This is a genomic window from Microlunatus sp. YIM B11417, from assembly GCF_059617205.1.
On sequence record NZ_JCAMPJ010000001.1, the window covers coordinates 338,820 to 361,029 of the forward strand.

21 protein-coding genes are annotated in these 22,210 nt (G+C 70.3%); 11 read left to right on the forward strand and 10 right to left on the reverse strand.

Annotated elements, in window-relative coordinates; genetic code table 11:
- The first annotated feature begins 5 nt into the window (after window positions 1–5).
- Window positions 6–1,130, forward strand: coding sequence for a GTPase family protein (locus tag AC6CCG_RS01660; protein ID WP_496652701.1), 1,125 nt, complete (start codon window positions 6–8; stop codon window positions 1,128–1,130).
- Here the strand turns inward: AC6CCG_RS01660 and AC6CCG_RS01665 are convergent, their stop codons facing one another.
- Window positions 1,131–2,003 carry an NAD(P)-dependent oxidoreductase gene (locus AC6CCG_RS01665; RefSeq protein ID WP_496652702.1) on the reverse strand — a complete coding sequence of 291 codons (873 nt, stop codon included), beginning with the start codon at window positions 2,001–2,003 and terminating at the stop codon, window positions 1,131–1,133. It abuts the gene before it with no gap.
- Window positions 2,004–2,100: 97 nt separating this feature from the next.
- Here AC6CCG_RS01665 and AC6CCG_RS01670 point away from each other — a divergent pair, with 97 nt between their 5' ends.
- The 3 genes from AC6CCG_RS01670 to AC6CCG_RS01680 all read left to right on the forward strand — a co-directional run bounded on the left by AC6CCG_RS01670 (window position 2,101) and on the right by AC6CCG_RS01680 (window position 4,510).
- Window positions 2,101–2,469, forward strand: coding sequence for a winged helix-turn-helix transcriptional regulator (locus tag AC6CCG_RS01670; protein ID WP_496652703.1), 369 nt, complete (start codon window positions 2,101–2,103; stop codon window positions 2,467–2,469).
- A gap of 64 nt (window positions 2,470–2,533) precedes the next feature.
- Window positions 2,534–3,139: a P-loop nucleotide/nucleoside kinase family protein gene (locus tag AC6CCG_RS01675; protein ID WP_496652704.1), complete on the forward strand. Its 606-nt coding sequence runs from the start codon at window positions 2,534–2,536 to the stop codon at window positions 3,137–3,139.
- A gap of 30 nt (window positions 3,140–3,169) precedes the next feature.
- On the forward strand, window positions 3,170–4,510 hold the full coding sequence (locus AC6CCG_RS01680) for a serine hydrolase domain-containing protein (protein ID WP_496652706.1): 1,341 nt from the start codon (window positions 3,170–3,172) through the stop codon (window positions 4,508–4,510).
- A gap of 159 nt (window positions 4,511–4,669) precedes the next feature.
- Here AC6CCG_RS01680 and AC6CCG_RS01685 read toward each other — a convergent pair whose 3' ends face one another.
- Entirely contained in the window at window positions 4,670–5,473 is an 804-nt protein-coding gene (locus AC6CCG_RS01685; RefSeq protein WP_496652707.1) for an NAD(P)H-binding protein, read from the reverse strand.
- A 77-nt stretch (window positions 5,474–5,550) separates the two neighbouring features.
- Between AC6CCG_RS01685 and AC6CCG_RS01690 the strand changes: the two genes are divergently transcribed.
- A complete protein-coding gene (locus AC6CCG_RS01690) occupies window positions 5,551–6,063 on the forward strand; it encodes a type III secretion system chaperone family protein (RefSeq protein ID WP_496652708.1) in 513 nt (170 codons plus the stop codon).
- 118 nt (window positions 6,064–6,181) lie between these two features.
- On the opposite strand, the gene AC6CCG_RS01695 is transcribed toward AC6CCG_RS01690, so the two are convergent.
- Together AC6CCG_RS01695 and AC6CCG_RS01700 are read right to left on the reverse strand one after the other, a co-directional pair.
- Window positions 6,182–6,664: a PPOX class F420-dependent oxidoreductase gene (locus AC6CCG_RS01695; protein WP_496652709.1), complete on the reverse strand. Its 483-nt coding sequence runs from the start codon at window positions 6,662–6,664 to the stop codon at window positions 6,182–6,184.
- A gap of 10 nt (window positions 6,665–6,674) precedes the next feature.
- Entirely contained in the window at window positions 6,675–7,418 is a 744-nt protein-coding gene (locus tag AC6CCG_RS01700) for an SDR family NAD(P)-dependent oxidoreductase (protein WP_496652710.1), read from the reverse strand.
- Window positions 7,419–7,494: 76 nt separating this feature from the next.
- On the opposite strand from AC6CCG_RS01700, the gene AC6CCG_RS01705 reads away from it, so the two are divergent.
- Complete coding sequence (locus tag AC6CCG_RS01705) at window positions 7,495–8,247, forward strand: phosphoglyceromutase (RefSeq protein ID WP_496652711.1); 753 nt, start codon at window positions 7,495–7,497, stop codon at window positions 8,245–8,247.
- Window positions 8,248–8,253: 6 nt separating this feature from the next.
- Here the strand turns inward: AC6CCG_RS01705 and AC6CCG_RS01710 are convergent, their stop codons facing one another.
- Entirely contained in the window at window positions 8,254–9,744 is a 1,491-nt protein-coding gene (locus AC6CCG_RS01710; RefSeq protein ID WP_496652712.1) for a TIGR03560 family F420-dependent LLM class oxidoreductase, read from the reverse strand.
- Window positions 9,745–9,931: 187 nt separating this feature from the next.
- Here AC6CCG_RS01710 and AC6CCG_RS01715 point away from each other — a divergent pair, with 187 nt between their 5' ends.
- Entirely contained in the window at window positions 9,932–11,830 is a 1,899-nt protein-coding gene (locus AC6CCG_RS01715) for a glycoside hydrolase family 76 protein (protein ID WP_496652713.1), read from the forward strand.
- Between the two features lie 11 nt (window positions 11,831–11,841).
- On the opposite strand, the gene AC6CCG_RS01720 is transcribed toward AC6CCG_RS01715, so the two are convergent.
- The 3 genes from AC6CCG_RS01720 to phoU all read right to left on the reverse strand — a co-directional run bounded on the left by AC6CCG_RS01720 (window position 11,842) and on the right by phoU (window position 15,910).
- Window positions 11,842–13,179: a copper amine oxidase gene (locus AC6CCG_RS01720; protein ID WP_496652714.1), complete on the reverse strand. Its 1,338-nt coding sequence runs from the start codon at window positions 13,177–13,179 to the stop codon at window positions 11,842–11,844.
- Window positions 13,180–13,290: 111 nt separating this feature from the next.
- Window positions 13,291–14,877: a choice-of-anchor G family protein gene (locus AC6CCG_RS01725; RefSeq protein WP_496652715.1), complete on the reverse strand. Its 1,587-nt coding sequence runs from the start codon at window positions 14,875–14,877 to the stop codon at window positions 13,291–13,293.
- 367 nt (window positions 14,878–15,244) lie between these two features.
- A complete protein-coding gene (gene phoU / locus AC6CCG_RS01730) occupies window positions 15,245–15,910 on the reverse strand; it encodes a phosphate signaling complex protein PhoU (RefSeq protein WP_496652716.1) in 666 nt (221 codons plus the stop codon).
- A 107-nt stretch (window positions 15,911–16,017) separates the two neighbouring features.
- Here phoU and AC6CCG_RS01735 point away from each other — a divergent pair, with 107 nt between their 5' ends.
- From AC6CCG_RS01735 to AC6CCG_RS01745, 3 genes are all read left to right on the forward strand, one after another.
- Window positions 16,018–17,442, forward strand: coding sequence for a sensor histidine kinase (locus tag AC6CCG_RS01735; protein WP_496652717.1), 1,425 nt, complete (start codon window positions 16,018–16,020; stop codon window positions 17,440–17,442).
- Window positions 17,439–18,116: a response regulator gene (locus AC6CCG_RS01740; protein WP_179754671.1), complete on the forward strand. Its 678-nt coding sequence runs from the start codon at window positions 17,439–17,441 to the stop codon at window positions 18,114–18,116. The genes AC6CCG_RS01735 and AC6CCG_RS01740 overlap by 4 nt, the downstream gene beginning before the upstream one ends.
- An 81-nt stretch (window positions 18,117–18,197) precedes the next feature.
- Window positions 18,198–19,544: a threonine/serine exporter family protein gene (locus AC6CCG_RS01745; protein WP_496652718.1), complete on the forward strand. Its 1,347-nt coding sequence runs from the start codon at window positions 18,198–18,200 to the stop codon at window positions 19,542–19,544.
- Window positions 19,545–19,547: 3 nt separating this feature from the next.
- On the opposite strand, the gene AC6CCG_RS01750 is transcribed toward AC6CCG_RS01745, so the two are convergent.
- Window positions 19,548–20,327, reverse strand: a complete 780-nt coding sequence (locus AC6CCG_RS01750; protein WP_496652719.1) for a DUF1206 domain-containing protein — start codon at window positions 20,325–20,327, stop codon at window positions 19,548–19,550.
- A gap of 73 nt (window positions 20,328–20,400) precedes the next feature.
- Window positions 20,401–21,237 (reverse strand): fumarylacetoacetate hydrolase family protein, encoded by an 837-nt coding sequence (locus AC6CCG_RS01755; RefSeq protein ID WP_496652720.1) that lies wholly within the window; start codon window positions 21,235–21,237, stop codon window positions 20,401–20,403.
- Window positions 21,238–21,339: 102 nt separating this feature from the next.
- Here AC6CCG_RS01755 and AC6CCG_RS01760 point away from each other — a divergent pair, with 102 nt between their 5' ends.
- Window positions 21,340–22,209, forward strand: coding sequence for an SMP-30/gluconolactonase/LRE family protein (locus tag AC6CCG_RS01760; protein WP_496652721.1), 870 nt, complete (start codon window positions 21,340–21,342; stop codon window positions 22,207–22,209).
- Window position 22,210 lies beyond the last annotated feature (1 nt).

Sequence of the window (22,210 nt, forward strand, 5' to 3'; positions counted from 1 at the left end):
TGACCATGATCGATCCACCCGACTGGTTCACGGAGACGTTCCGGCAGGAGTTCGACCGCCAGTCCCAATCGCTGGGCCGGTTCAACCTGGCGATCTTCGGCAAGACCGGCGTCGGCAAGTCGACCTTGATCAACGCGATCTTCGGCGAGGAAGTGGCCCGGACCGGGATCGGTGAGCCGGTCACCCGGGGCAGCCACCTCTATCTGGACAAGGTGGGCCACCTCGGCATCGTCGACACCCAGGGTCTCGAGGTCGGACGCGACGACAAGGCGATCATCGCCGACCTGGACAAGGCGATGAAGGAGATGCGCAAGCTGCCGCTGAGCGAGCAGTTGCATGTCGCCTGGTACTGCGTCCGAGGCATGGACCGCCGGTTCGAGGACACCGAGGCCGAGTTCATCCGGCGGCTGGACGAGCTCGGGCTGCCGGTCGTGCTGGTGCTGACCCAGGTGCCGATGCGGGACGGCCGCTACCATCCGGACGCCGTCCAGTTGGCCGAGGTGATCATGGCCAAAGGGCTGCCGATCGCGGGTGGCCGCCCGTTCCTCACCAACGCCCGCTACGACGACTTCACCGGACAGCAGCCGCACGGGCTGAAGGAAGTCCTCGATGCCACCTTTCGCGTTGCGCCCGAAGGAGTCGAAGGAGCCCTCACCGCGGCGCAGACCATTGATCAGGCTCGGAAGGCGCAGCAGGCGCAACGCGCGATAGCCGTTGCCGCCACCAGTGCCGCGGCCGCGGCGGCGACGCCGATCCCGTTCGCCGACGCGACCCTGCTGGTGCCGATCCAGCTCGGCATGATGGCCAAGATCGCGCAGCTCTATCAGATCAAGTTCGAGCGGGCCGCCCTGATGGCGATCGCCTCGACCACCGCCGCCACCCAGGGCGGCCGAGCCGCCTTCACCGGTCTGCTCAAGCTCATCCCCGGCGCGGGTACGGTCGCGGGCGGCGCCATCGGAGCGGCGGTGGCCTCGTCGTTCACGTACGCGATGGGGCAGGCCTGGCTCGGCGTCTGTCAGCGGGTCGCCCAGGGCAAGCTGCAGACGGCCGGCAAGATGCTCGACTCGGCCGAGCTGCGCAAGGCGTTCACCGAGGAGTTCAAGAAACGGCTGCCGGTCGGCTCGAAATGATCATGCCCGGCGCAGGCTCTCGAAGATCCGGGCGAAGCCGTGATCACCGAAGCCCGCGTCGATCTGCCGCCTGATCAACGACTGCACGGCGTCGATCAGGATCGGGTCGACGCCGGCCGACCTGCTGGCGGTGACGAACTTGGTCAGGTCGGAGAAGTCGAGGCTCTGCTGGCCCGGGACGGCGAAGTCGCCGCCGTCCACCACCTCGGCCGAGTGGCGTACCGACGGCTCCAGGACGGCGGTCAGGAACGGGCCGGCCAGGTCGGCCAGCTCGCCGGCCTTCACGCCGGCCGAGGCGACCATGGCGGCGCCGTGCAGGAAGCCTGCGAACGCCGTGTACATCGGGGTCAGGATGGCCAGGTCGTAGAGCGGGGCCAGTCCGGCATCGGCGCCCAGATAGCGGCTCCGGCCCCAGAGCGCCAGCACGGGTTCCAGGCGTTCGAAGGCCTCGGCGGCGCCGCTGTACAAGATCAACGAGCCGGGTCCGCCGATCATCGCGGGCACCGCCATGATCCCGCCGTCCAGGTACGTGATCTTGTGCTCGGCCGCCCAGGCGGCGAGTTCGCGGGACTCGTCCGGCGTCGTGGTCGTGACGTTGATCACCGTACGGCCGCCGAGCCGGTCCGCCAACGGATCGAGGACCTGGTGCACCGAGGCGTGGTCGTACAGGCAGGTGATCACGACCGGGCTGGCGGCGATCGCCGCAGTCGGGTCGCCGGCGACGCGGGCGCCGTCGGCGCGGAGGGCCTCGGCGCGGGAGACGGTGCGGTTCCAGACGGTGGTCGAGTGGTCGGCGGCGAGCAGGGCCCGGACGAGGGCGGCGCCCATCTCGCCGGTGCCGAGGACGGTGAACGCGGTGCTGTGGTTGGTCATGCAGCCATGCTGCGTTGACACTGGAGTGCCGACAAGTACCGACTATTGTGTGCAATACCCACCTTGTGGTAAGTCTTGAACGCTGATGGAGGATCCGATGGCTCGAAACGAACGGCGCGGCCCGTACATCTGTGGGATCGACGCCGCCATGGACGTGGTCACCGGGAAGTGGAAGTCGCTCATCCTGTGGGAGCTGGAGGCGCATGGGACGCGACGGTTCGGCGAGCTGCGGCGCGGCCTGCCCGGGGTCAGCGAGAAGATGCTGATCCAGCATCTGCGGGAGATGGAGACCGACGGCCTGGTGCATCGCGAGGTGTACCGGGAGGTGCCGCCGCGGGTGGAGTATTCGCTGACCGAGCAGGGGCGTTCGCTGAACGATGCGCTGGCCCCGCTGGGTGCCTGGGGCCAGCGCCGGATCACTCGGCTGGGCGCCGAACTGGTGCCCCGCCCGGACCGGGTCGGCTGAACCTGGCCGCGGGCTGTGGGACGGTTCCGCGGCGCGCATACCCTGGAACGACAGGGAGGTCACGATGGACGACAGGGGACAGCGGCCCCCGCTGATCATGGTCGGCGGCGTGCCGGGAGCCGGCAAGAGCACGGCGATGGCCCGCGTGCTGCCGTACCTGCGCGGGGTCGACGCCCTGGACTCCGAGGACGAGCGGCGGCGGCTGTCGGCGATCGCGCCGGGCGTGCCGTACCCGGTCCTGCGGCCGATGGTGCACGCCGTGCACCAGACCCGCGCTCTCGCCGAACTGCTCCGCGGCCCGGCCGGCCGGAACGGGTTGATCGTGCACGACCCGGCGACCCGCCCGGCCCTGCTCAAGATCATCGGTAACCTGGCCCAGGCTCGCGGCTGGCGGCCGGTGTTGATCTTCATCGAAGTGGGCCGGGAGCAGGCGCTGGCCGGCCAGCGGGCCCGCGGCCGGATCGTCGACCAAGATCGTTTCGAGGCGCACTGGCGCCGCTGGGCCGACCTGGACGGTTCGCCCGACGACCCGCACGCGGCGGACTGGCGGGACGCGCTGACGGCCTGGCCGGAGCACTACCGGGTCCCCCGCGAGCAGGCCGCCGAGTTGCTCGGCCGGCTGGCCGGCGCAGACTGGCTGCCGTACGCACCGGGTGCCCGCGTGGCCTGACCCGCGGTCCGGGTGCGGCAGGATGGGCGGATGTTTGACAGTGAGGTGAGCCGGCGGCTGGCCCGGGCGCTGCGGCTCGAACAGTCCCGGAGCCGGGTGCCGTCCCTGGTGGCCGGCGTGGTGCGGGACGGCGCGGTGGCCTGGGCGGACGCGGTCGGGTCGGCCGACGGGCACGGGAACGGTGCGGTCGGCACCGACCGGCAGTACCGGATCGGTTCGATCACCAAGACCTTCGTCGCGGTCGGCGTGCTGCGGCTGGCCGACGAGGGCCTGCTCGACGTTCATGATCAACTCGGCCGGCACCTGCCCGGCACGCCGATCGGCGAGACCTTGATCATCGACCTGCTGGCCCAGGGTTCCGGGATCCGGGCCGAGACCGACGCGCCCTGGTGGGAGCGGTCGCCCGGAATCGGCTGGCCGGCGCTGGAGCCCCGGCTGGCGTTGCGCCCGGAGGCACGCGGGGTGTTCCACTACTCCAACGTCGGGTACGGGGTCCTCGGCCGGCTGATCAGCGAGGTCCGCGGCCGGCCGTGGCTCGACGTGCTGACCGACGAGATCCTCACCCCGCTGGGGATGACGCGGACCACGGCGCGGCCGCAGCCGCCGCACGCCGACGGTTACGCCGTGCACCCGCACGCGGACTTGATCATGGTCGAGCCGGAACACGACGCCGACGCGATGGCGCCGGCCGGGCAGCTCTGGTCCACCGTGGATGATCTTGGCCGGTGGGCCGCCTTCCTGCACGCCGGCGACCCGGCGGTGCTCTCCGACAAGGCTCGGCTGGCGATGCGGGTGCCGAGAACCGTGATCGACGTGCCGGGGCAGGCCTGGACGAGCGCGTACGGTCTCGGGCTGCAGGTCTTCAACACCGAGGGCCGCCGCCGGTACGGGCACGGCGGCTCGATGCCCGGCTTCCAGGCCAGCCTGCGCTTCGACGACGACGGCGACGCGGTGATCATGCTCGCCAACACCACGGCCGGGCTGTCCGGGCGGCTGGTGGGAGAACTGTTCGACCTGGTCGCCGAGCACGCGCCCAAGGATCCGCCGGTCTGGGTCGCCGACGCCGGCCAGCAGGAGTCGGTCGAGCTGACCGGCACCTGGTACTGGGGCCCGGCGCCGTTCGAGTTGCGCACCGCGGCGGACGGCTGGCTCGAGCTCAGCCCGTACGGGAACGGGCGTGGCTCGCGGTTCCGCCCGGCCGGGACGGACACCTGGATCGGGCTGGACGAGTACTACCTCGGCGAGACCCTGCGCGCGATCCGGGTGGGCGGCCGGGTGAGCCATTGGGACCTGGCCTCCTTCCGGCTCACCCGGACCCCGTACGACCCGGCCGCCGACCTGCCCGGCGGCAGCACCGGCCCCTGGTCCTGACATCCCGGTTCCCTGAACTGGTCCTGACCCACCCAGTTCCCTGAACTGGTCCTGACCCACCCGGTTCCCTGAACTGGTCCTGACCCACCCAGTTCCCTGAGCTTGTCGAAGGGCCAAGGCCGATTCAGCCCGAGACCCTTCGCCAGGCTCTGGGCGCGGTCAGCGCCACTGGTCGGCGTTGGCTTCGGCCCATTGGGCGAAGGTGGTGGCCGGCCGGTCGAGCAGCTCGGCCAGGCTCGGGTCGACCTGCTGCGGGTGATCGACCAGCAGCCCGGCGCCGTCGACGTACCACTGGGCGAACTCGCCCATCGACGGCTCCCACTGGGCGATCGCGGCATCCCGATCGATCTCCAGGTACGGCACGTCGGCGCCCACCGCCCGGCCCATGATCGCGACCTTCTCGGCCCGGGTCAGGGTCTCCGGGCCGGTCAGCGGATAGGCCCGGCCGACGTGGGCGTCGTCGAGCAGGGTGACGGCCGCCGCGGTCGCGATGTCGGCCAGGTCGATCAGCGCGTTGGCCGACTCCGGGTAGGCGTCCCGGACCTCCCGGCCGGACTTGATCTGCTCGGCCCACATCAGCGCGTTGTGGGTGAACTCGCCCGGCTTCAGGTGGGTCCAGCCCAGGCCGGACGCCTCGACGACCGGCTCGATCTCGTCCCACCAGGAACCGGCCGGGCCGGTCAGGTCGACGATCCGCTGCACGCCGGCGGCGACGGCCCGGTCGACGACCGCCTGTGCCGTGGGCGGGTGCGGAGCGAGGTAGAGCGTGCTGATGCCCTGCAGCGCGGGCACCACGGTGTCGGGCTTGTGGATCGAGCCGACGGCGACCTCGACACCGTCGGGCAGGTCGGCCTTCGCGGGGTCGACGGTGAGGGCGCGGACAGCGGGCGCGCCGCGGGCGATGAGCTCGTCGATGACCAGGCGGCCGACGTTCGCGGTCGCTCCGGTGACCAAGATCGACATCGAGGATCCCTTCGGGTTCGGGGAGGAGGGTCGATCATCGTACACCCTACGGTGAAATGCCTGCGTACGATGCGGACATGGCAGACGCACGCACGGAGGCGATGGCGGAGATCCGGCGCGCACTGGCCGACCTGGAGCTGGACTGGTCGGAATCCGAGCCCGGGCTCTTCCTCGTCACGCTGCCCGGGACCCGCAAGCTGCGCACCGAATGCGCGCTGGTCGTCGGTCGCTATCAGGTGAGCATCCGGGCCTTCGTCGCCCGCAACCCCGACCAAGATCACGAAGTCGTCTACCGCCGGCTGCTGGAGCGCAATCTCAAGCTCTCGGCGGTGGCGTTCAGCGTCGACGCCGACGGCGACATCCACCTCACCGGAGGCCTGTCGCTGGCGGGCGTCACGGCCGCGGAGATCGACCGCGTGCTCGGCATCGTCGCCGACACCGCCGACTCGATGTTCAACGTCATTCTCGAACTGGGCTTCGCCGACAGCATCCGGCGCGAGTGGGCCTGGCGCCGGTCCCGGGGCGAGTCGACGGCCAACCTGGCCGCCTTCCGCCACCTGGATCCGGCCGAGGCCGGCGACACGCCCTGAGCCTGTCGAAGGGGCTCCGAACGCGCCCTGAGCCTGTCGAAGGGCCAGGACAGGTGTGGCTTGCCCTTCGACAGGCTCAGGGATCGTTGTGGTTCGACAGGCTCAGGGAATGTCGTTCCTAGTCGAGGGCGTCGAGCTTGGCGGCGACGTCGGCCGGGAAGCCGCCGCGGGCGATCGGGCCCCAGCGGGTCGGGGTGATCCGGATCAGCGACTTGTCCTGCAGGCGCATCGCCTCGCGGTACTCGTCCCAGTCCGGATGCTCGCCGGAGATGCAGCGGAAGTAGTCGACCAGACCGTCCAGGGCGTCCGGCATGTGCAGCACCTCGGCGTCGCCGTCGACCTGCACCCACGGATCGCTGAAGTGCTCCGAGAACACGGCGACCGAGACCAGCGGGTTACGGGCGACGTTGATCGCCTTGGCCCGGCCCGGGTAGGTGGAGATGACGATCCGGCCCTGCTCGTCGACGCCGCCGGTGACCGGCGACAGCTGCGGCCGGCCGTCCGCGCGGGTGGTCGCCAGCACCATCGAGTGCCGGGTACGGAGAAAGTCGAGGAGTTCTTCGCGCTCGACGGTACGAGACGTTGCGATGCTGCGGGCCATGGCCGAGACGTTACTCCTGCCGGAAGATCTTGTGCTGGGCCGCCTGCGCCCGGGGCCGTACCGTCAGCCGGTCGATGTTCACGTGGGCCGGGCGGCCGGCGACCCAGCCGATGCAGTCGGCGATGTCCTCGGCGGTGAGCGGATCCGGGACCCCGGCGTAGACCGCGGCGGCCCGTTGTTGATCACCGCCGAACCGGGTCAGCGAGAACTCCTCGGTGTGCACCATGCCGGGCGAGACCTCGGCGATCCGCACCGGCCGGTCGTACAGCTCCAGTCGCAGCGTCTGCACCAGCGAGCGTTCCGCCGCCTTCGCCCCGCAATAGCCGGCACCGCCCTCGTAGCCGCCGTCCGCGGCGACCGAGGTCACGAAGATCACCTGGCCGGTGTTGTCGATCAAGGTCGGCAGCAGGGCCTTGGTGACGGCCGCCGCGCCGAGCACGTTCGTCGCGTACATCTGTTGCCAGGCAGCGAGATCGGCCTCCGCGACCGGTTCCAGGCCGAGTGCGCCGCCGGCGTTGTTGATCAAGAGCGTGGTCTCGTCGCCGGCCTGCTCGGCCAGGGCGGCGACCTGCCCGGGATCGGTCACGTCGCAGCGCACGGCGACGCCGCCCAGCTCGGCTGCCAACCCCTGGATCCGGTCCAGCCGCCGGGCCGCACAGACCACCCGGTAGCCGTCCGCCGCGAGCCGGCGCGCCGTCGCCGCCCCGATCCCGCTGCTTGCCCCGGTCACCACCGCCACGCCTTGGTCCGTCACGGTCGCCGAGTATGCCAAGGAGGTGCGGCGACCGCCGCCCACGGCCGCAGAATGGACGCTCGATAGGCTCAGCGCCATGACGTCTACCTTGATCTTGATGCGGCACGGCGAGAGTGAATGGAACGCCAAGAACCTGTTCACCGGCTGGGTCGACGTCGGCCTGAACGACAAGGGAATCGCCGAGGCCGAGCGCGGCGGACAGCTCCTGCTCGAGGCCGGCCTGCTGCCCGACGTGGTGCACACCTCGCTGCTCCGCCGCGCGATTCGCACGGCCGAGATCGCGCTCGGGGTCGCCGACCGGATGTGGATCGAGACCCGCCGGTCCTGGCGCCTCAATGAGCGCCACTACGGGGCGCTGCAGGGCAAGGACAAGGCGGCGACCCTGGCCGAGTTCGGCGAGGAGCAGTTCATGATCTGGCGCCGTTCGTACGACACCCCGCCGCCCGCGATCGACCAGAGCGACGAGTTCGCCAACTTCAACGACGCCAAGTACGCCGCGCTGCCGAGCGAGGCCCGGCCGGCCACCGAGTGCCTGAAGGACGTGCTGGTCCGCGCGCTGCCGTACTGGTACGACCAGATCGTGCCCGACCTGCGCGCCGGCAAGGTGACCCTGATCGCCGCCCACGGCAATTCGCTGCGGGCCCTGGTGAAGCACCTGGACGGGGTCAGCGACACCGACATCGTGGGGCTGAACATCCCGACCGGCATCCCGCTGGTGTACGAGCTCGACGACGATCTCAAGCCCGTCACGCCGGGCGGCCGCTACCTGGATCCGGAGGCCGCGGCCGCCGCGATCGAGGCCGTCAAGAACCAGGGCAAGAAGTCCTAGCGGCCGCTACCGGAACGACCTGATCACGGCGGCCATCGGCTCCAGCGACGCGGCGTCGACCAGGTTGGGCAGTCGTACCATCACCTCGCCCGCTCCTGCTTCGGCGAGCTCGCGGAATCTGCCCACCTGATCGGTGACCGTCCCGGCGTTGACCGCGGCCGCATACCGGGCGGGATCCTGGCGCCGCGGCCGGTGCTCCTCGACCAGGCGCCAGACCTGCTCGTCGTCCGTCCCGATCAGCGCCGTCGACAGTTGCGTCACCGCGACCTCTGCCGGGTCGCGGTCGAGGTCGACGCAGTGCCGGCGGAGCACCTCGGCCTTGTGCCGCACGGTCTCCGCGTCGCCGAACACGTTGCACGCGTCGGCGTACTCGGCCGCGAGCCGCAGCGTCCGCCGTTCGCCGCTGCCGCCGAGGATGATCGGTACGTGCTCCTGCAGCGGCCTCGGGTACGACAGCGCCTCCTTGATGTCGAGGTGTTCACCCCGGAACGCCGGCGCGCCCTTGCCCCAGACCAGCGGCAGCGCCTGCAGCGCCTCCTCGAGCAGTCCGTAGCGTTCGCCGACTGATGGGAACGCCCAGCCGTACGCGCGGTGCTCGGCCTCGAACCAGCCCAGCCCGAGCCCACAGATGGCCCGGCCGCCGCTCAGCACGTCCAGTGTCGCGATGATCTTGCCGAGGTGGGCGACGTTGCGGTACGTGACGCCGGTGACCAGGGTGCCGAGCCGGATCCGGGAGGTCACTCCGGCGAGGAACGCCAGCGTCGTGTAGCTCTCCGGCATGGCGTCCCAGGCGCGACCGAGTTGCGGGATCTGGCGGAAGTGGTCCATCACATAGATCGCATCGAAGCCGACCTCCTCGGCGGCCCGCGCGATCGCCGTCAACCGCGTCCGGACCGCCGGATGGCCACCCGGCCAGTCGAACGTCGCAACCTGCAGGCCGAACCGCAGCCGGCTCGGGTCACGCTGTTGGCGTTCGACCGCCGCCTGGGCCTGAGTGAACACCTCCGGCACGACCCGGACATGGACCGGCCGCAGCACCCCGTCGAAGCCCTCACCGTCGAGCCGGTCGCGCACCGCCGGCCAGGACCGCAGCTGAGCGTTCAGCACGTCCACCGGGATCCGCTTGGTCCGGTGCCGATTCCGTTCCCGGCATTCCTTCGCCGGCACATCGAAGGCCACCGCATAGCAGGGCAGGCCATGCGCCCTGGCCAGGGCAAGCCAGCCCTGCCGCCGTTCGGCGTCCAGGCCGAGGGTGTCGATCACCGTCGGAAGCCTGCGGGCCAGCCGGCGGGCGACGACCTCGTCCAGCAGGGCGAACGCGTCGGTGCTCGCCTCGATGTCGTCCTCCGCAACGCCGACCAGTGCGCGGAGGCGATCGCTCGAGACCACCGTGCCGGCCGGGAAGTGCGCGTCGGCCCAGGTCGTCTTGCCCGACGCCCCCGGACCGACCAGCACGACCACGCACGGCGTCGGCAGCGCCCGTACGTCGTCGGTCATGTGCGCAGTCTTTCACCGCCGCCGCGATCTTGATCGCGTCGAGCCGCGCCTGCCGTTCTTCGAGTTCTGATCCTCCCGGTCTGCCGGCCACCACTGGCGGCGGCCGATCTCCGCGGCAGGGGTGGACTCGTGCGCTCGGCTGGGACAGAATAAGAAAAATCCATCTGATTGATTAAGTGGAGGCACAATGTCGTTGCATCTCCGCCGGCTCGCCGCCGGCCTGTTGGCCGGGGTGTTGATCATCGGATTCGCGGGGACGGGACCGGCCTCCGGTGATCCGCCCGCGAAGGGCAGCACCAGCCCGGAGACGGCTCTGGCGCGGGCCCGGGTCGCCGCCGATGTGCTGATGAGCTCGTACGACCAGAAGAAGGCCTGGTTCCCCTCCAGTTGGTGGAACTCGGCCGTTGCGCTGCAGACCATCGGCGACTACATGCAGCGGACCGGTGACCGGCGCTACCTGGAGCAGCTGGACCACACGTTCGAGACGAACAAGGGTCCGTTCCCGGCCGGCGAACTGTCCACCGACGAGATCTACGGCAACTTCACCAGCCGTGCCATCGACGACGCGGGCTGGTGGGCGCTGAACTGGATCCAGGCCTACGACCTGACCGGGAAACAGAAGTACCTGGACATGGCGGTCACCATCGCCGAGTTCATGAACGAGTTCTGGGACCCGAGCAGTTGTGGCGGCGGGATCTGGTGGAACGAGGAGCGGACGTACAAGAACGCGGTCACCAACGGCCAGTGGATCCGGCTCACCGCCGAGCTGCACAACCGGATCCCGGGCGACAGCGCCTGGCTGGACCGGGCCGAGGAGGCCTGGGCCTGGTACCTCGGCAGCGGCATGATCAACTCCGCCGGCCTGGTCAACGACGGTCTGAACGACGACTGCGAGAACAACGGGCAGACCGTGCACACCTACAACCAGGGCCTCGCGATCGGGGCCGGGCTGGAACTGTGGCGGGCCACCGGCGACAAGGCCGTCCTGGCCAAGGCCCGCGAACTGGCCGACGCCGCGCTCGATGACGGCGGGCTGCTGGTGGACGGTGTGCTCACCGAGGCCTGCGACGCGCCGGACCGGACCTGCGACGACAACGGCAAGCAGTTCAAGGGCATCTTCCTGCGGTACCTGATGGACCTGGCCGACACCACGGGCGCGACTCGCTATCGCGAGTTCGTCCGGACCCAGGCGGCGAGCATCTGGGAGCATGATCGCGACGTCGCCAACAGGCTCGGCTGCCGCTGGGCCGGCGGCACCAGTGATGATCATCCGAACGCCTTCGACTGGCGGACCCAGGCCAGTGCGCTCAGTGCCCTGATCGCCGCCGTACCGAAGCGCGCGCCGCAACGATCACTGTCGGCGACGCTGAGCCCGGCCCGGACGGCGATCCTGCCCGCCGCAGGCGAGTCGACCGCGGTGCAGCTCGAGCTCGGCGTCCAGGCGACCGGGAAGGCGGGTCGGCCGCTGGACGGGAAGCTCGTCCTCGACGCGCCCGCCGGGTGGCAGATCGAGCCCGAACGGACCGGCTTCCGGATGATCACCAGCGGCGTCGCGAAGCCCGCGGGGCACACGGTCCCCGTGACGGTGGAGATCCCGGCCGACACCGAGAGCGGGAAGTACCTGGTGACCGCGAAGGTGTCCGGATCGGGCCTGGAGTTCTCGGCGCAGGCCGAGATCGAGGTCGCACACAAGATCGACTTCGACACCGGTACGGCAGCGGAGCTCCCGTGGCTGTTCGACGCCGACGGCTCGGGCAACAATGGCCCGCAACGCCGGTTCGCCGACGGCAACAGCTACTTCGTCTACCTGTTCCCGTTCCCGGCCGGCACCACGGCCGCCACGGCGACCGTGACGATCGAGAACCAGTACCTGGTCGACGTCAGCTCCGACGGCGAGACCTGGGCCACCGTGCTCCGCGAGGATGAACCGATCCGGGACGGGTCGAACAAGGCGACCCTGGAGATCGACCTGACGCCCTCCCTGGCCGAGGACGGCGCGGCGCCGGTCTACCTCCGGTTCCGGGACTCGTTCCCCGAGGACGGTTGGGGCGGCCGGGTCTATCACGTGACGGCCGAGTTCAGCTGATCACGGCCCCGTCAACGGGAGCCGGGGCCCGGCCTCCCGTTGATCTCGGTCCGGTCCTCGGGCAGGTCGGGGCGCTGCGCGGTCAGGTCACGGGGGAGCAGCGTGAATCCCTGCCAGTGCAGGTCCATCGGGCTTTGATCTTCGTCCCGGACGACGTGGTGGAAGCCGACGGCGACCCAGGACACCAGGTCGTCCAGGGTCTGTTGATCACGCAGGTAGCCCATCACGCTGCGCTCGGGGCAGCTCCGGTTCTTGGTGGCGAACCGCTCGCACTCGACGTACTCGGTGAAGGCGATGTCGTAGGCCGGCTCCGGGGCGTCGGCATGATCACGGTCCTCGTCGGTGAACCGGTAGGAGTCGGTGTCGCCGATCTCGATCTGGTACGAGATCGGGTGTTGATCTTCGTTGAGCACGGCCGGGTTGACTACCCGCCACCAGCGCCGGTTCTCGATCTTGCGGGTGGCCTCCTCGGTGATCGGGGTCAGCTTCCCGGCCAGCTCGGGCGATTTCGGCCCCCGCCCGCCGGTGAAGTCCGCGTCGTACTGCTCGGCCCGCTGGCCGCCACGGCCGCCGAGCGCCCAGTGCAGTCGCCAGACCGCGTTGTGCGAATGGCTGGCCGCGTGATCATGGTCGCCGGGTCCGACCGGGCGGCCCTGCTTCGGGTCGTCGGTGTAGTCCTCCGGCGACAGGTCGCCGGTCGCGCCGAGGGCCGGCCGGATCGAGCCGTCGGCGCCGAACTGGTAGCTGTTGATGTACTCGTACCAGCCGACCTTGGAGATCGTGCTCAGGTTCAGCGCGGTGCCGCGGGCGACGTCGACCTTGCCGCCGGACTGGGCCCGGTAGGCGATGCCGGTGTCCACCTCTGCCTGGCACAACACGCCGCGGTCCTCGCCACCGCCGACCTTGCCGTCGCCGAAGTTCGGCACGTGCGTGGCCAGGATCTCCCCGGCGCACTCGGTCGCGGACAGGGTCTGCAGGTTCCGGCCGCCGAAGCCGTGGTCGGTGATGTCCTCGGTGGTCCGCTCGCCGGTGTCGTACGGCACCTCGAGCTGGCCGATCGCCAGCGAGGCCAACACCATGATCGGCGCCCGGCCGACCGGTGTGAAGTGGATGTTCTCCAGGGTCAGGCCGGAGTACGGATCGATCCGCCAGCACATCGCCCAGGAGGACCCGCTGGACAGGGCGGTGGCGATCGGCTGGTTCTGGGCACAGTCCAGCGTGGTCGCGATCGGCTTCTCGGCCGGGCCGCCGTCGGCCCGGGTCACCGCGATCACCACGCCGGCGACGATCAGCCCGATGATCATCGCCGAGATGATCAGGATCCGGCCGCGGCCCTGCACGTTCTTCATGATCAAACTTCCCCGCTCCGTACGAAAGCGTCGGCCCTCCGGGAGATTCCCGGAGGGCCGACGGTCCTACTCACAGATGGCCGGTCAGTGTGGCCCGGCTACCCGTCCGTCCTAGCTGCTCGCGCCACACCCTTCCGGCGTGAACCGGGTGGCCGAGTTACCGAAGTTCACCCGGGCCCCGTCCGCCGAGCGGGCCAGGCCGAGGCTGAGCGCGGAGAGGTCGAAGCTGTTCGTCACGTCCTCACCGGCGGTGTTCTTGCAGGTGCCGATCTCCTGGTGGTTGACCTCCAGGGAGACGAACTCGTTCAGCACGTCGAACAGCGGCGACAGCATGTTGACGATCGTCGAGGTGAATCCGAACTTGATGTCGTTGATCGCCAACTCGAAGATGTGATCACCGGCGTCGCTGATGATCAGGTCGTAGACCGGGCTGACCACGGTGCCGAGCGTGCTGCCCAGCGTGTTGATCGTGGTGGTCAGGGTGCTGCCCGTGGTGCCGCCGATCAGGCCGGAGCTGTTGTCGACGACCTCGCCGACCTCACCGGAGGCGATGTCGGCCAGGCTGAAGGTCCAGGACACGTCCAGCTTGCCGCCGACCAGACCGTAGTCGTCGGTGAACTGCAGGGTGATCGTGACCGCGTCCAGCGAATCCTCGATCGCGCCGACGATCAGGTTCGTCGCGTCGTGCATGATGTCGTGCACGCTCTCGGCGATCAGCGGGTAGATCTCCGAGGAGATCAGCTCGGCGTTCGGCTCCTGCGCGTTCAGCCCGCCCTTGCCGGCCAGTTGATCCAGGTGGATCTGCAGCTCGCCGGTGGAGAAGTCGATCGTGACGAGCTTGCTGTGCGAGGTGAGCGGCTGGTTCAGCACCCGCTGGAACAGCGTGTCCTGCATGTTGCTGTCCACGGTCACCTTGGGCTCCGGGATGGCCGGAACGGCCGACAGCAGACCGGTCAGCGCGGCGATGTCGAGCTTGTCGTTGATCAGGTCCTCGACCGTGGTGTCCACGGTGCCCGCGGCGCCGTAGATGCCGTTCGCGGCGTCGCTCACCAGCGGCGAGCGGACCAGCAGGTCGGCCTGCGCGGCGCGGTACTGGCCCGGCCCGCCGACGCCGTCCTGATCGAGGATCTTCCCGTCCTCGACGACGACCTCGGAGCCGAACGCACCGAGCTTCAGCTCCAGCTGGTCGATGGCCAGGTCGGTCAGGCCCTCGACGTCGGCCGCTTCGGAGAGCGACAGCAGGTTGATCGTGGCGGCACCGAAGGAGGCGTCGTCACCGGACAGGGTGACCGAGCCGCCCTCGGCGACCAGGCCGCTGACCGAACGGGTGCCGGTGGCCGAGGTGGCCTCGCTGGAGCTGCCCAGCGCACCGATCGAGCCGAAGTCGATCAGGTCGTTCAGCGGGATGGACACGTCGCCCAGCTGGACGACCTGATCACCCAGCAGATCGACGTTGAGCGCGTCGTTGTTCGGTCCGGGCGAGGTCTTCAGCCCGGCAGAGGTCGACGCGGCACCGAGGAGCTTGTCCTTCACGAGCGTCGACGCGAGCACGCTCGCGGACGCCTCCGAGGCCTCGTCTGGGTAGTTTTCGACAGCCGCCGAGGGGGAGAGCCCAACGGTGCCGATCAAGAGGGCCGTAGCCGAGGCAATGGCAAGTGGCCTGCCCCACGGCCTCCAAGACGACTTCAAGAAACTCACTCCTTATGGATCCGAGATGGTCGTATGCGTTCCCCGACCCCCGCAATTCCCCGAGCCCCCGAGTTTCTCCCTGCGGATGAACATAGCGACATCGAGTTCGGTTGTCACCATTCGTATTCGGCCCGGTCGGGAACTCGTCTCGGTGGTCCCTCGTTGAAGCGCCGGCCGGGGGTCCGCGACGACCCGGTCGGATCGTCCGGAGTGCCTTGCGTACAAGGGAAATCAGGGCAGGACCAGGTGTCCGTACGGATGGTAGGACGCCCGAGGAAAAGGGCGGCTGCGGAATTCCCGGATCACTAGCAGAACAAGTGGTGTCGTTCCACGTGAAAGGGGGTCACTGAGACGCAATGTCCAAAACGGACACGGTTTAGGACACAACCTGGTTCTCGTCGTCCGGATAACGGCCGGTGACGATGTAGATGACCCGTCGCGCCATCGACGAGGCGTGGTCCGCGATCCGCTCGTAGTAGCGGCCGAGCAGGGCCACGTCGACCGCGGCCTCGACGCCGTACTCCCAGTCGTCGCTGAGCAGGACCCGGAACTGCGACTTGCGCAGGTCGTCCATCTCCTCGTCCCGGTCCCGCAGCTCACGGGCCAGTTCGACGTTCCGGTCGCTCAGGGTGTGGCCGGCACTGACCACCATCTTCTCGGCGACGTCGCCCATCCGGACGAAGTTCGGCCGCAGCCGGTCCGGCACGGCCGGGTCCGGGTAGCGCATCCGGGCGATCTTGGCGACGTGGACGGCGAGGTCGCCCATCCGCTCCAGCTCGTTGACCATCCGCAGGGTCGCGACGAGGGTACGGAGCTCGCCGGCGACCGGAGCCTGCCGGGCCAGCAGCGAGAAGGTCCGGTTCTCGATGTCGTGCTGCCGGTTGTCGAGGTCGTCGTCGCGGGTGATCACCTGCTCCGCCTGGTGGATGTCGGACTCCAGCAGCGCCGTGGTCGCCGACCGCACCGCCTCGGCGACGAGCTGGGACATCTCCACCAGGTCGTTCAGGATCTCGTCCAGCTGTTCCCGGTACGAGTCACGCATGCCGAATCCACCTCGTCTCGCCGAGCGGCCCACCTGGCCGCCTCGCATCGGCCCCAACCCTATGCCAGCGCGCTGAAGCGCTGGAAAAGGCCATTCGTGAACGCCGGGTGAACATCGCAGGAACGCTCGGCGAGGCGGTCGCCGACTGCCGGGCGAGTGGTGAGGTGACCGCCAGCTTTCCCTTTAGTATCGGCTGTGTGAACCCGATCGGCGCCACGTTCATCGCCCTCGTCGTCGGGATCATCATCGGCGGCTTCGCCGTCTGGATCTGGTCCCGGCGCACGCCCTTCGACGACTCCGAACTGCGCTACACCGCCCCTGCCGTGCCCGACGGCGTGTCCGCCGTGCTGGCCGTCCTGCGCTCCGCCGCGATCGTGGTCGGGCCGCACGACGAGGTGCTCCAGGCGAGCTCCCCGGCGCACAACCTCGGCCTGGTCCGCGGTTCCCGGGTCGTCAACGAGGAACTGCTCGGCCTGGTCCGGGAGGTCCGGCAGACCGGCGAGCCGGCCGCCGCGGACCTGCAGATCGAGCACGGCCGCGGCATCGCGGCGACCTACCTCTCGGCGCGCGTCGCCCCGCTCAACACCGACCTGATCCTGGTGCTGGCCGAGGACCAGACCACCTCGCGGCGGATCGAGGCGACCCGCCGGGACTTCGTCGCGAACGTCAGCCACGAGCTGAAGACCCCGATCGGTGCGGTCTCGCTGCTGGCCGAGGCGATCGAGGACGGCGCGGACGACCCGGTCGCGGTGCGCCGGTTCGCCAGCCGGCTCAGCCTCGAGTCGGCCCGGCTGATCGACCTGACCGCCCAGATCATCGACCTGTCCCGGCTGCAGGCGGACGACCCGCTGTCGCAGCCGGAGGAGGTGGACGTCGACGAGGTGCTGGCCGACGCGGTCGACCGGTGCCGGGTCGACGCCGAGAACCACCAGGTCGAGCTGACCGTCGCCGGCGAACGGAACTGCCAGGTGCTCGGCAGCGCGCGGATGCTCGGGGTCGCGATCAGCAACCTGGTCGAGAACGCCGTGATCTACTCCGATCCGGGCGCCCGGGTGGTCGTCGCCGCGCACCGGGTCGCCGCCACCGACGACGACTACATCGAGATCACGGTCTCCGACAACGGGATCGGCATCCCGCCGAACGACCTGGAGCGCATCTTCGAACGGTTCTACCGGGTCGACTACGCGCGCAGCCGGGCCGACGGCGGCACCGGCCTCGGCCTGGCCATCGTGAAGCACATCGCGGCGAGCCATCGCGGCGATGTCGGCGTCTGGAGCCAGGTCGGTCAGGGCTCGACGTTCACCATCAAGATTCCGGCCCATCTGAAGCCGGGTACTGCGGTTGATCAAGGGTTTCCGGATCTGCCGGCGACCCGGGACCCGGCCATGCTCCCAGACCGTACGGGGCAACCGCCGGTGTCCGCCTCGTCTCCGACCGACCGCCTACCGGCGGCGGCGGAGTCGTCCCCATCATCCGACCGGGCGATCCACGCCAAGGCCCGGCCTGAGCAGCAGGAGACAGAACGACGATGACCCGCGTATTGGTGGTCGAGGACGAGCAGACGTACCGCGAGACGCTCGCGTACATGCTCCGTCGGGAGGGTTTCGAGGTGGTCGAGGCCGCCGACGGGACCGAAGGCCTCGCCGAGTACGACCGTGTCGGCGCCGACATCGTGTTGTTGGACCTGATGATGCCGGGGTTGCCGGGCACCGAGGTGTGCCGGCAGCTGCGGACCCGTGGCCCGGTGCCGGTGATCATGGTCACCGCCCGGGATTCCGAAGTGGACAAGGTGGTCGGGCTCGAACTGGGCGCCGACGACTACGTGACCAAACCGTTCAGCCACCGCGAACTGGTGGCCCGGATCAGGGCCGTGCTGCGGCGCGGCCAGGACGTCGAGCTGGTGCCCGACGTCGTCGAGGCCGGCGCGGTCCGGATGGACGTCGAACGGCACGAGGTGTCGGTCAACGGGGAACGCGTGAAGCTGGCCCTGAAGGAGTTCGAGCTGCTCGAGATGCTGCTCCGCAACGCCGGCCGGGTGATGACCCGCGGCCAGTTGATCGACCGGATCTGGGGCGCCGACTACGTGGGCGACACCAAGACCCTTGACGTCCACGTGAAGCGGCTCCGGACCAAGATCGAATCCGATCCGGCGAACCCGAAGTACTTGATCACTGTACGGGGACTGGGCTACAAGTTCGAGGGCTGACCCCTCGTGCCCTGAGCCTGTCGAAGGGCCCGGTCTGCGACACTCGGGTGATGATCGTGATCACGAACGATCGGTGACCCGATGGCGTCAGCCCGGGCCGATCAGCCGGACGAGGACCGTACCGCGGAGACGATCAAGGCGCTCGACCTGGCGCTCCGGGTCGGTGAGGCCCTGCTCGCCAACGGGGCCGGTGCCGCCGACGTCGCCGCGACGATGGACTCGATCCTGCGCCACCTGGGGCTCGCCGGCGCGGACGTCGACGTCACGTTCACCGCGCTGGTGGTGGCCCACCAGGAGTCGCCGGACGAACCGACCCTGGTCCGCCGGCGCAACGTCGCCCAGCGCGACGTCGACTACGAGGACCTGACCCGGGTCGACCATCTGGTGAAGGCGTTGCTGCTGGACCGGATCGACCGGGACCGGGCCCGCGACGAGCTGGCCCAGATCACCTCCTCGGGCCATCAGCGACCACGCTGGGCGGTCACCGTCGGCTGGGGAGTGCTCGCCCTCGGCATCGCCATGCTGCTCGGCGGCGGGCTGCTGGTGATGGTGATCGCGCTGGTCACGGCGATCGCCGTGGAGCGGCTGCAGCGGTTGCTCACCGTCGCCCGGCTGCCGTCGTTCTACCAGCAGATGGCCGGCGGGCTGCTGGCCACGCTGCTCGCGGTCGGCCTCGCCGCGACTCCGTTGCCGTTGGACCCGTCCGTCGTGGTCAGCGCCAACATCACCGTGCTGCTGGCCGGGCTCGGCCTGATCGGCGCCGCCCAGGACGCCCTGACCGGGTTCTACATCACCGCCAACGCCCGGCTGCTCGAGGTGATGCTGTCGACGGCCGGGATCATCGTCGGGGTCAGTGGCGGGATCACCGTGGGCCGGCTGATCGGCGTCGACCTGACCCTGGTGCCGGGCGCCGCCGGACTGGCCGAGGCCGGCTGGGTGCTCGGTGGGGCCGCGCTCTGCGCGATGGCCTTCGGGTACGTGGCGTACACCCCGCTGCGGGCCCTGCTGCCGATCGGTCTGGTCGCCGGCGCGGGCGAGGTGGTCTACTCGGTGCTGCTGGAGATCGGGCTGGGGCGGCCCTGGGCGGCTGCGGTCGCCGCCGTCGGCATCGGCGTCGTCGCGTACGGCGTCGCGGGCCGGGTCCGGGTCCCGCCGCTGGCGATCGTGGTCTGCGGGATCACGCCGTTCCTGCCCGGCCTGTCGATCTACCGGGCGCTGACCCTGTTCACGGCGGGCAACTCGGGCGGCGTGGTCGACCTGGTCACCGCCGGCGCGGTCGCGATCGCCCTGGCCTCCGGCGTCATCCTGGGCGAGTACATCGCCCAGCCGGTGCGGCGGGAGGCGCGCAGGATGGAGCGCCGGCTGTCCGGCCCGCGGCTGGTCGGTCCGCTGCGGATCCGTACCCTGCGCCGGGAGCAGCGGAAGTGAGCGTCACCGCTGCACGCGCGGCCGGCGGGCCCAGCCGAAGCAGAACAGGCCGAACGCGACCAGCCCGACGGCCACCGCGATCAGCAGCACCGGCCCGAGGGCCTGGCCGCGGAGCGTCTGCAGGGCGTCGTCCAGCCCGCCGGCCTTCGCCGGGTCGTAGCTGATCCCGGCCCAGCCGGCCAGCGCGCCGACCATCATCAGCGCGACGCCCTTGGCGGGGAAACCGATCCGGCCGAGCGCCACGGTCAGCCGCCCGGCGCCGGCCAGGTCGTCGAGGAAGGTCTTGCGCAGCCCCTTGACGATCTGGGCGATGCCGATGCCGACCACGGCGGCTCCGACCGCGGTCAGCAGGGCCGGGCCGAACGGCAGGGCCAGCAGCCGGGCGCTCACGGTCTCTTCCCCGCCACCGCCGCCGGCATCCGCGCCGAGCACGATCCGGACCGCGCTGACGCCGAGCCAGAGATAGACCGCGGCCTGACCGACCGCGGTCAGCCGGCGGAACGTCCGCCGTGGCTCGTCGTGCCACCGGTAGCCGACCGCGGCGTCGACCAGCCGCCACGGCACCAGGGCGAACAGGCCGATCGCCGCGACCCAGAGCCCGATCCGGCCGAACGGCTGCGTCGCCAGCTCCGCCAGCGCGCCCTGCTGCGAAGCCTCGTTGCGGCCGCCGAAGCTCAGCCGGACGGCCAGCGCGCCGAGCACCAGATGCATCAGCCCGTAGCCGGCCAGGCCGACCATGATCAAGATCCGGTACGCCCGCCCGGCCGCTCCCGGCACCTCCATCGGCCACCCCCGAACCGGCCGCCCCCGCGACCCTGCTCCGACGGTACCGCCCCGGCGGCGGTGACGGGGCCGATCAGCCGCGGCGGATCGGGTTGCTCAGCTCGCCGACGCCCGGGATGGTGATGGTGACCCGGTCCCCATCGGCCAGCGTGAACGGCAGCTCGGGCACCAGGGACGTGCCGGTGGAGAGCCAGGCGCCGTCCGGGAAATCGAGTTCGCGGCCCAGCCAGCCGACAAGATCATCGAAGCGGCGGTGCAGCTGGGCGGTGCTGGTGCTGCCGCTCCAGACCTGTTGGCCGTCCCGGGTGATCACCAGCGACAGTTCCAGCGCGTACGGGTCGTCGACCTGCCAGACCGGCGTCACGCCCGGGCCGAGTCCGCAGGACCCGTTGTAGATCTTGGCCTGTGGGAGATAGAGCGGGTTCTCGCCCTCGATCGAGCGAGAGCTGAGGTCGTTGCAGACGCCGTAGCCGATGATCTCCCCGTCGCTGTTGATCAACAACGCCAGCTCCGGTTCCGGGACGTCGATCTCGGAGTCCGCCCGCACCCGCAGTTCGCCGCCGTCGCCGACCACGCGCCAGGCGACCGCCTTGAGGAAGATCTCCGGCCGGTCGGCGTCGTAGACCTGTTCGTAGACCGTGGCCGAGGTCTCGCTCTCCGCCATCCGGGCCGTCTGGGAGATCTTGTACGTGACGCCGGCGGCCCACACCTCGGTCCGCCCGTCGACCGGCGGCAGCACCGTCACCCGGTCGAGCGGCACCTCCGGCCCGGCCGGCTGTTCGACCGCCTTCCGGAACTCGGCCAGCGGCAGCCGGGTCAGCGAAGCAAGATCATCTCCGATCCGCCGCACCGTGTCGCCGGTGCGGACACCGACCGCTGTCGTGCCGTCGAGTGCGTACCGGATGATCATGGTCAACCTCCAGGCTCGGTGAGGTCTCGATCCTGTCACACCTCCGCGGCCGGACCCGGTGCCGGTCCCGCGATGCGGGGAGACGGTGACAGAGTGTGGGCCATGCACGCAGACCAGCTGACCGATCCGATCGTCGACCACGGCGAGGGCCCGGTTTTCTCGGACCGTTGGGCGGGACCGCGCTGGGTGGACATGCTGGCCGGCGACATCCTCGAGCTCGGGCCCGACGCGGTGGCCCGGCGGCACCACGTCGGCACCGTCGCCGCCGTGATCCGGCCACGCCGGGGCGGCGGTCACGTGATCGCCGGCGAGCGCGGCCTGCTGCTGGCCGACGAGGACGCGCTGGATGCCCCGGTGCGGGCGCTGCCGGAGGTCTGGGCCGGCACCCCGGCACCGGCCGAGGGGGTCCGGATGAACGAGGGTGGCTGCGACCCGGCCGGCAACCTCTATCTGGGCTCGATGGCCTACGACGGGCGGGAGGGCGGCGGGAACCTCTACCGGTTCGGGCCGGACCTGGCGCCCGAGGTCGCGGTGCCGGAGGTGACGATCTCCAACGGCCTGGAGTGGAGCCCGGACGACTCGCTCGCGTACTACGTGGACACCCGGACCGGACGGATCGACGTCTTCGACTGGGACGCCGAGGGTGGGCTGCGGAACCGTCGCCCGTTCGTCGAGATCGACGGCGAGGGCGGCCCGGACGGACTGACCGTGGACGCCGACGGCGGTGTCTGGGTGGCCCTGTACGGCGGCTGGGCGGTCCGGCGCTACACAGCGCAGGGGCGGCTGGACGCGGTGATCGAGGTGCCGGCCCGGCAGGTGACCGCGGTGACCTTCGCCGGCCCGGAGCTGGACCAGTTGATCATCACGACCTCGAGACACGGGCTGCCCGAGGACGACACGGGACCGGCCGGAGCCCTGTTCGGGGCGAGACCCGGCATCCGGGGCAGACCCGTCCGAGAGTTCGCCGGGTAGA

Excerpts from the sequence above, each read along its gene's own strand:
- AC6CCG_RS01660 (WP_496652701.1), top strand. The coding sequence starts at position 6 with ATGATCGATCCACCCGACTGGTTCACGGAGACGTTCCGGCAGGAGTTC.
- AC6CCG_RS01665 (WP_496652702.1), bottom strand. The coding sequence starts at position 2,003 with ATGACCAACCACAGCACCGCGTTCACCGTCCTCGGCACCGGCGAGATG.
- AC6CCG_RS01670 (WP_496652703.1), top strand. The coding sequence starts at position 2,101 with ATGGCTCGAAACGAACGGCGCGGCCCGTACATCTGTGGGATCGACGCC.
- AC6CCG_RS01675 (WP_496652704.1), top strand. The coding sequence starts at position 2,534 with ATGGACGACAGGGGACAGCGGCCCCCGCTGATCATGGTCGGCGGCGTG.
- AC6CCG_RS01680 (WP_496652706.1), top strand. The coding sequence starts at position 3,170 with ATGTTTGACAGTGAGGTGAGCCGGCGGCTGGCCCGGGCGCTGCGGCTC.
- AC6CCG_RS01685 (WP_496652707.1), bottom strand. The coding sequence starts at position 5,473 with ATGTCGATCTTGGTCACCGGAGCGACCGCGAACGTCGGCCGCCTGGTC.
- AC6CCG_RS01690 (WP_496652708.1), top strand. The coding sequence starts at position 5,551 with ATGGCAGACGCACGCACGGAGGCGATGGCGGAGATCCGGCGCGCACTG.
- AC6CCG_RS01695 (WP_496652709.1), bottom strand. The coding sequence starts at position 6,664 with ATGGCCCGCAGCATCGCAACGTCTCGTACCGTCGAGCGCGAAGAACTC.
- AC6CCG_RS01705 (WP_496652711.1), top strand. The coding sequence starts at position 7,495 with ATGACGTCTACCTTGATCTTGATGCGGCACGGCGAGAGTGAATGGAAC.
- AC6CCG_RS01710 (WP_496652712.1), bottom strand. The coding sequence starts at position 9,744 with ATGACCGACGACGTACGGGCGCTGCCGACGCCGTGCGTGGTCGTGCTG.
- AC6CCG_RS01715 (WP_496652713.1), top strand. The coding sequence starts at position 9,932 with ATGTCGTTGCATCTCCGCCGGCTCGCCGCCGGCCTGTTGGCCGGGGTG.
- AC6CCG_RS01720 (WP_496652714.1), bottom strand. The coding sequence starts at position 13,179 with ATGAAGAACGTGCAGGGCCGCGGCCGGATCCTGATCATCTCGGCGATG.
- phoU (WP_496652716.1), bottom strand. The coding sequence starts at position 15,910 with ATGCGTGACTCGTACCGGGAACAGCTGGACGAGATCCTGAACGACCTG.
- AC6CCG_RS01740 (WP_179754671.1), top strand. The coding sequence starts at position 17,439 with ATGACCCGCGTATTGGTGGTCGAGGACGAGCAGACGTACCGCGAGACG.
- AC6CCG_RS01745 (WP_496652718.1), top strand. The coding sequence starts at position 18,198 with ATGGCGTCAGCCCGGGCCGATCAGCCGGACGAGGACCGTACCGCGGAG.
- AC6CCG_RS01750 (WP_496652719.1), bottom strand. The coding sequence starts at position 20,327 with ATGGAGGTGCCGGGAGCGGCCGGGCGGGCGTACCGGATCTTGATCATG.
- AC6CCG_RS01755 (WP_496652720.1), bottom strand. The coding sequence starts at position 21,237 with ATGATCATCCGGTACGCACTCGACGGCACGACAGCGGTCGGTGTCCGC.
- AC6CCG_RS01760 (WP_496652721.1), top strand. The coding sequence starts at position 21,340 with ATGCACGCAGACCAGCTGACCGATCCGATCGTCGACCACGGCGAGGGC.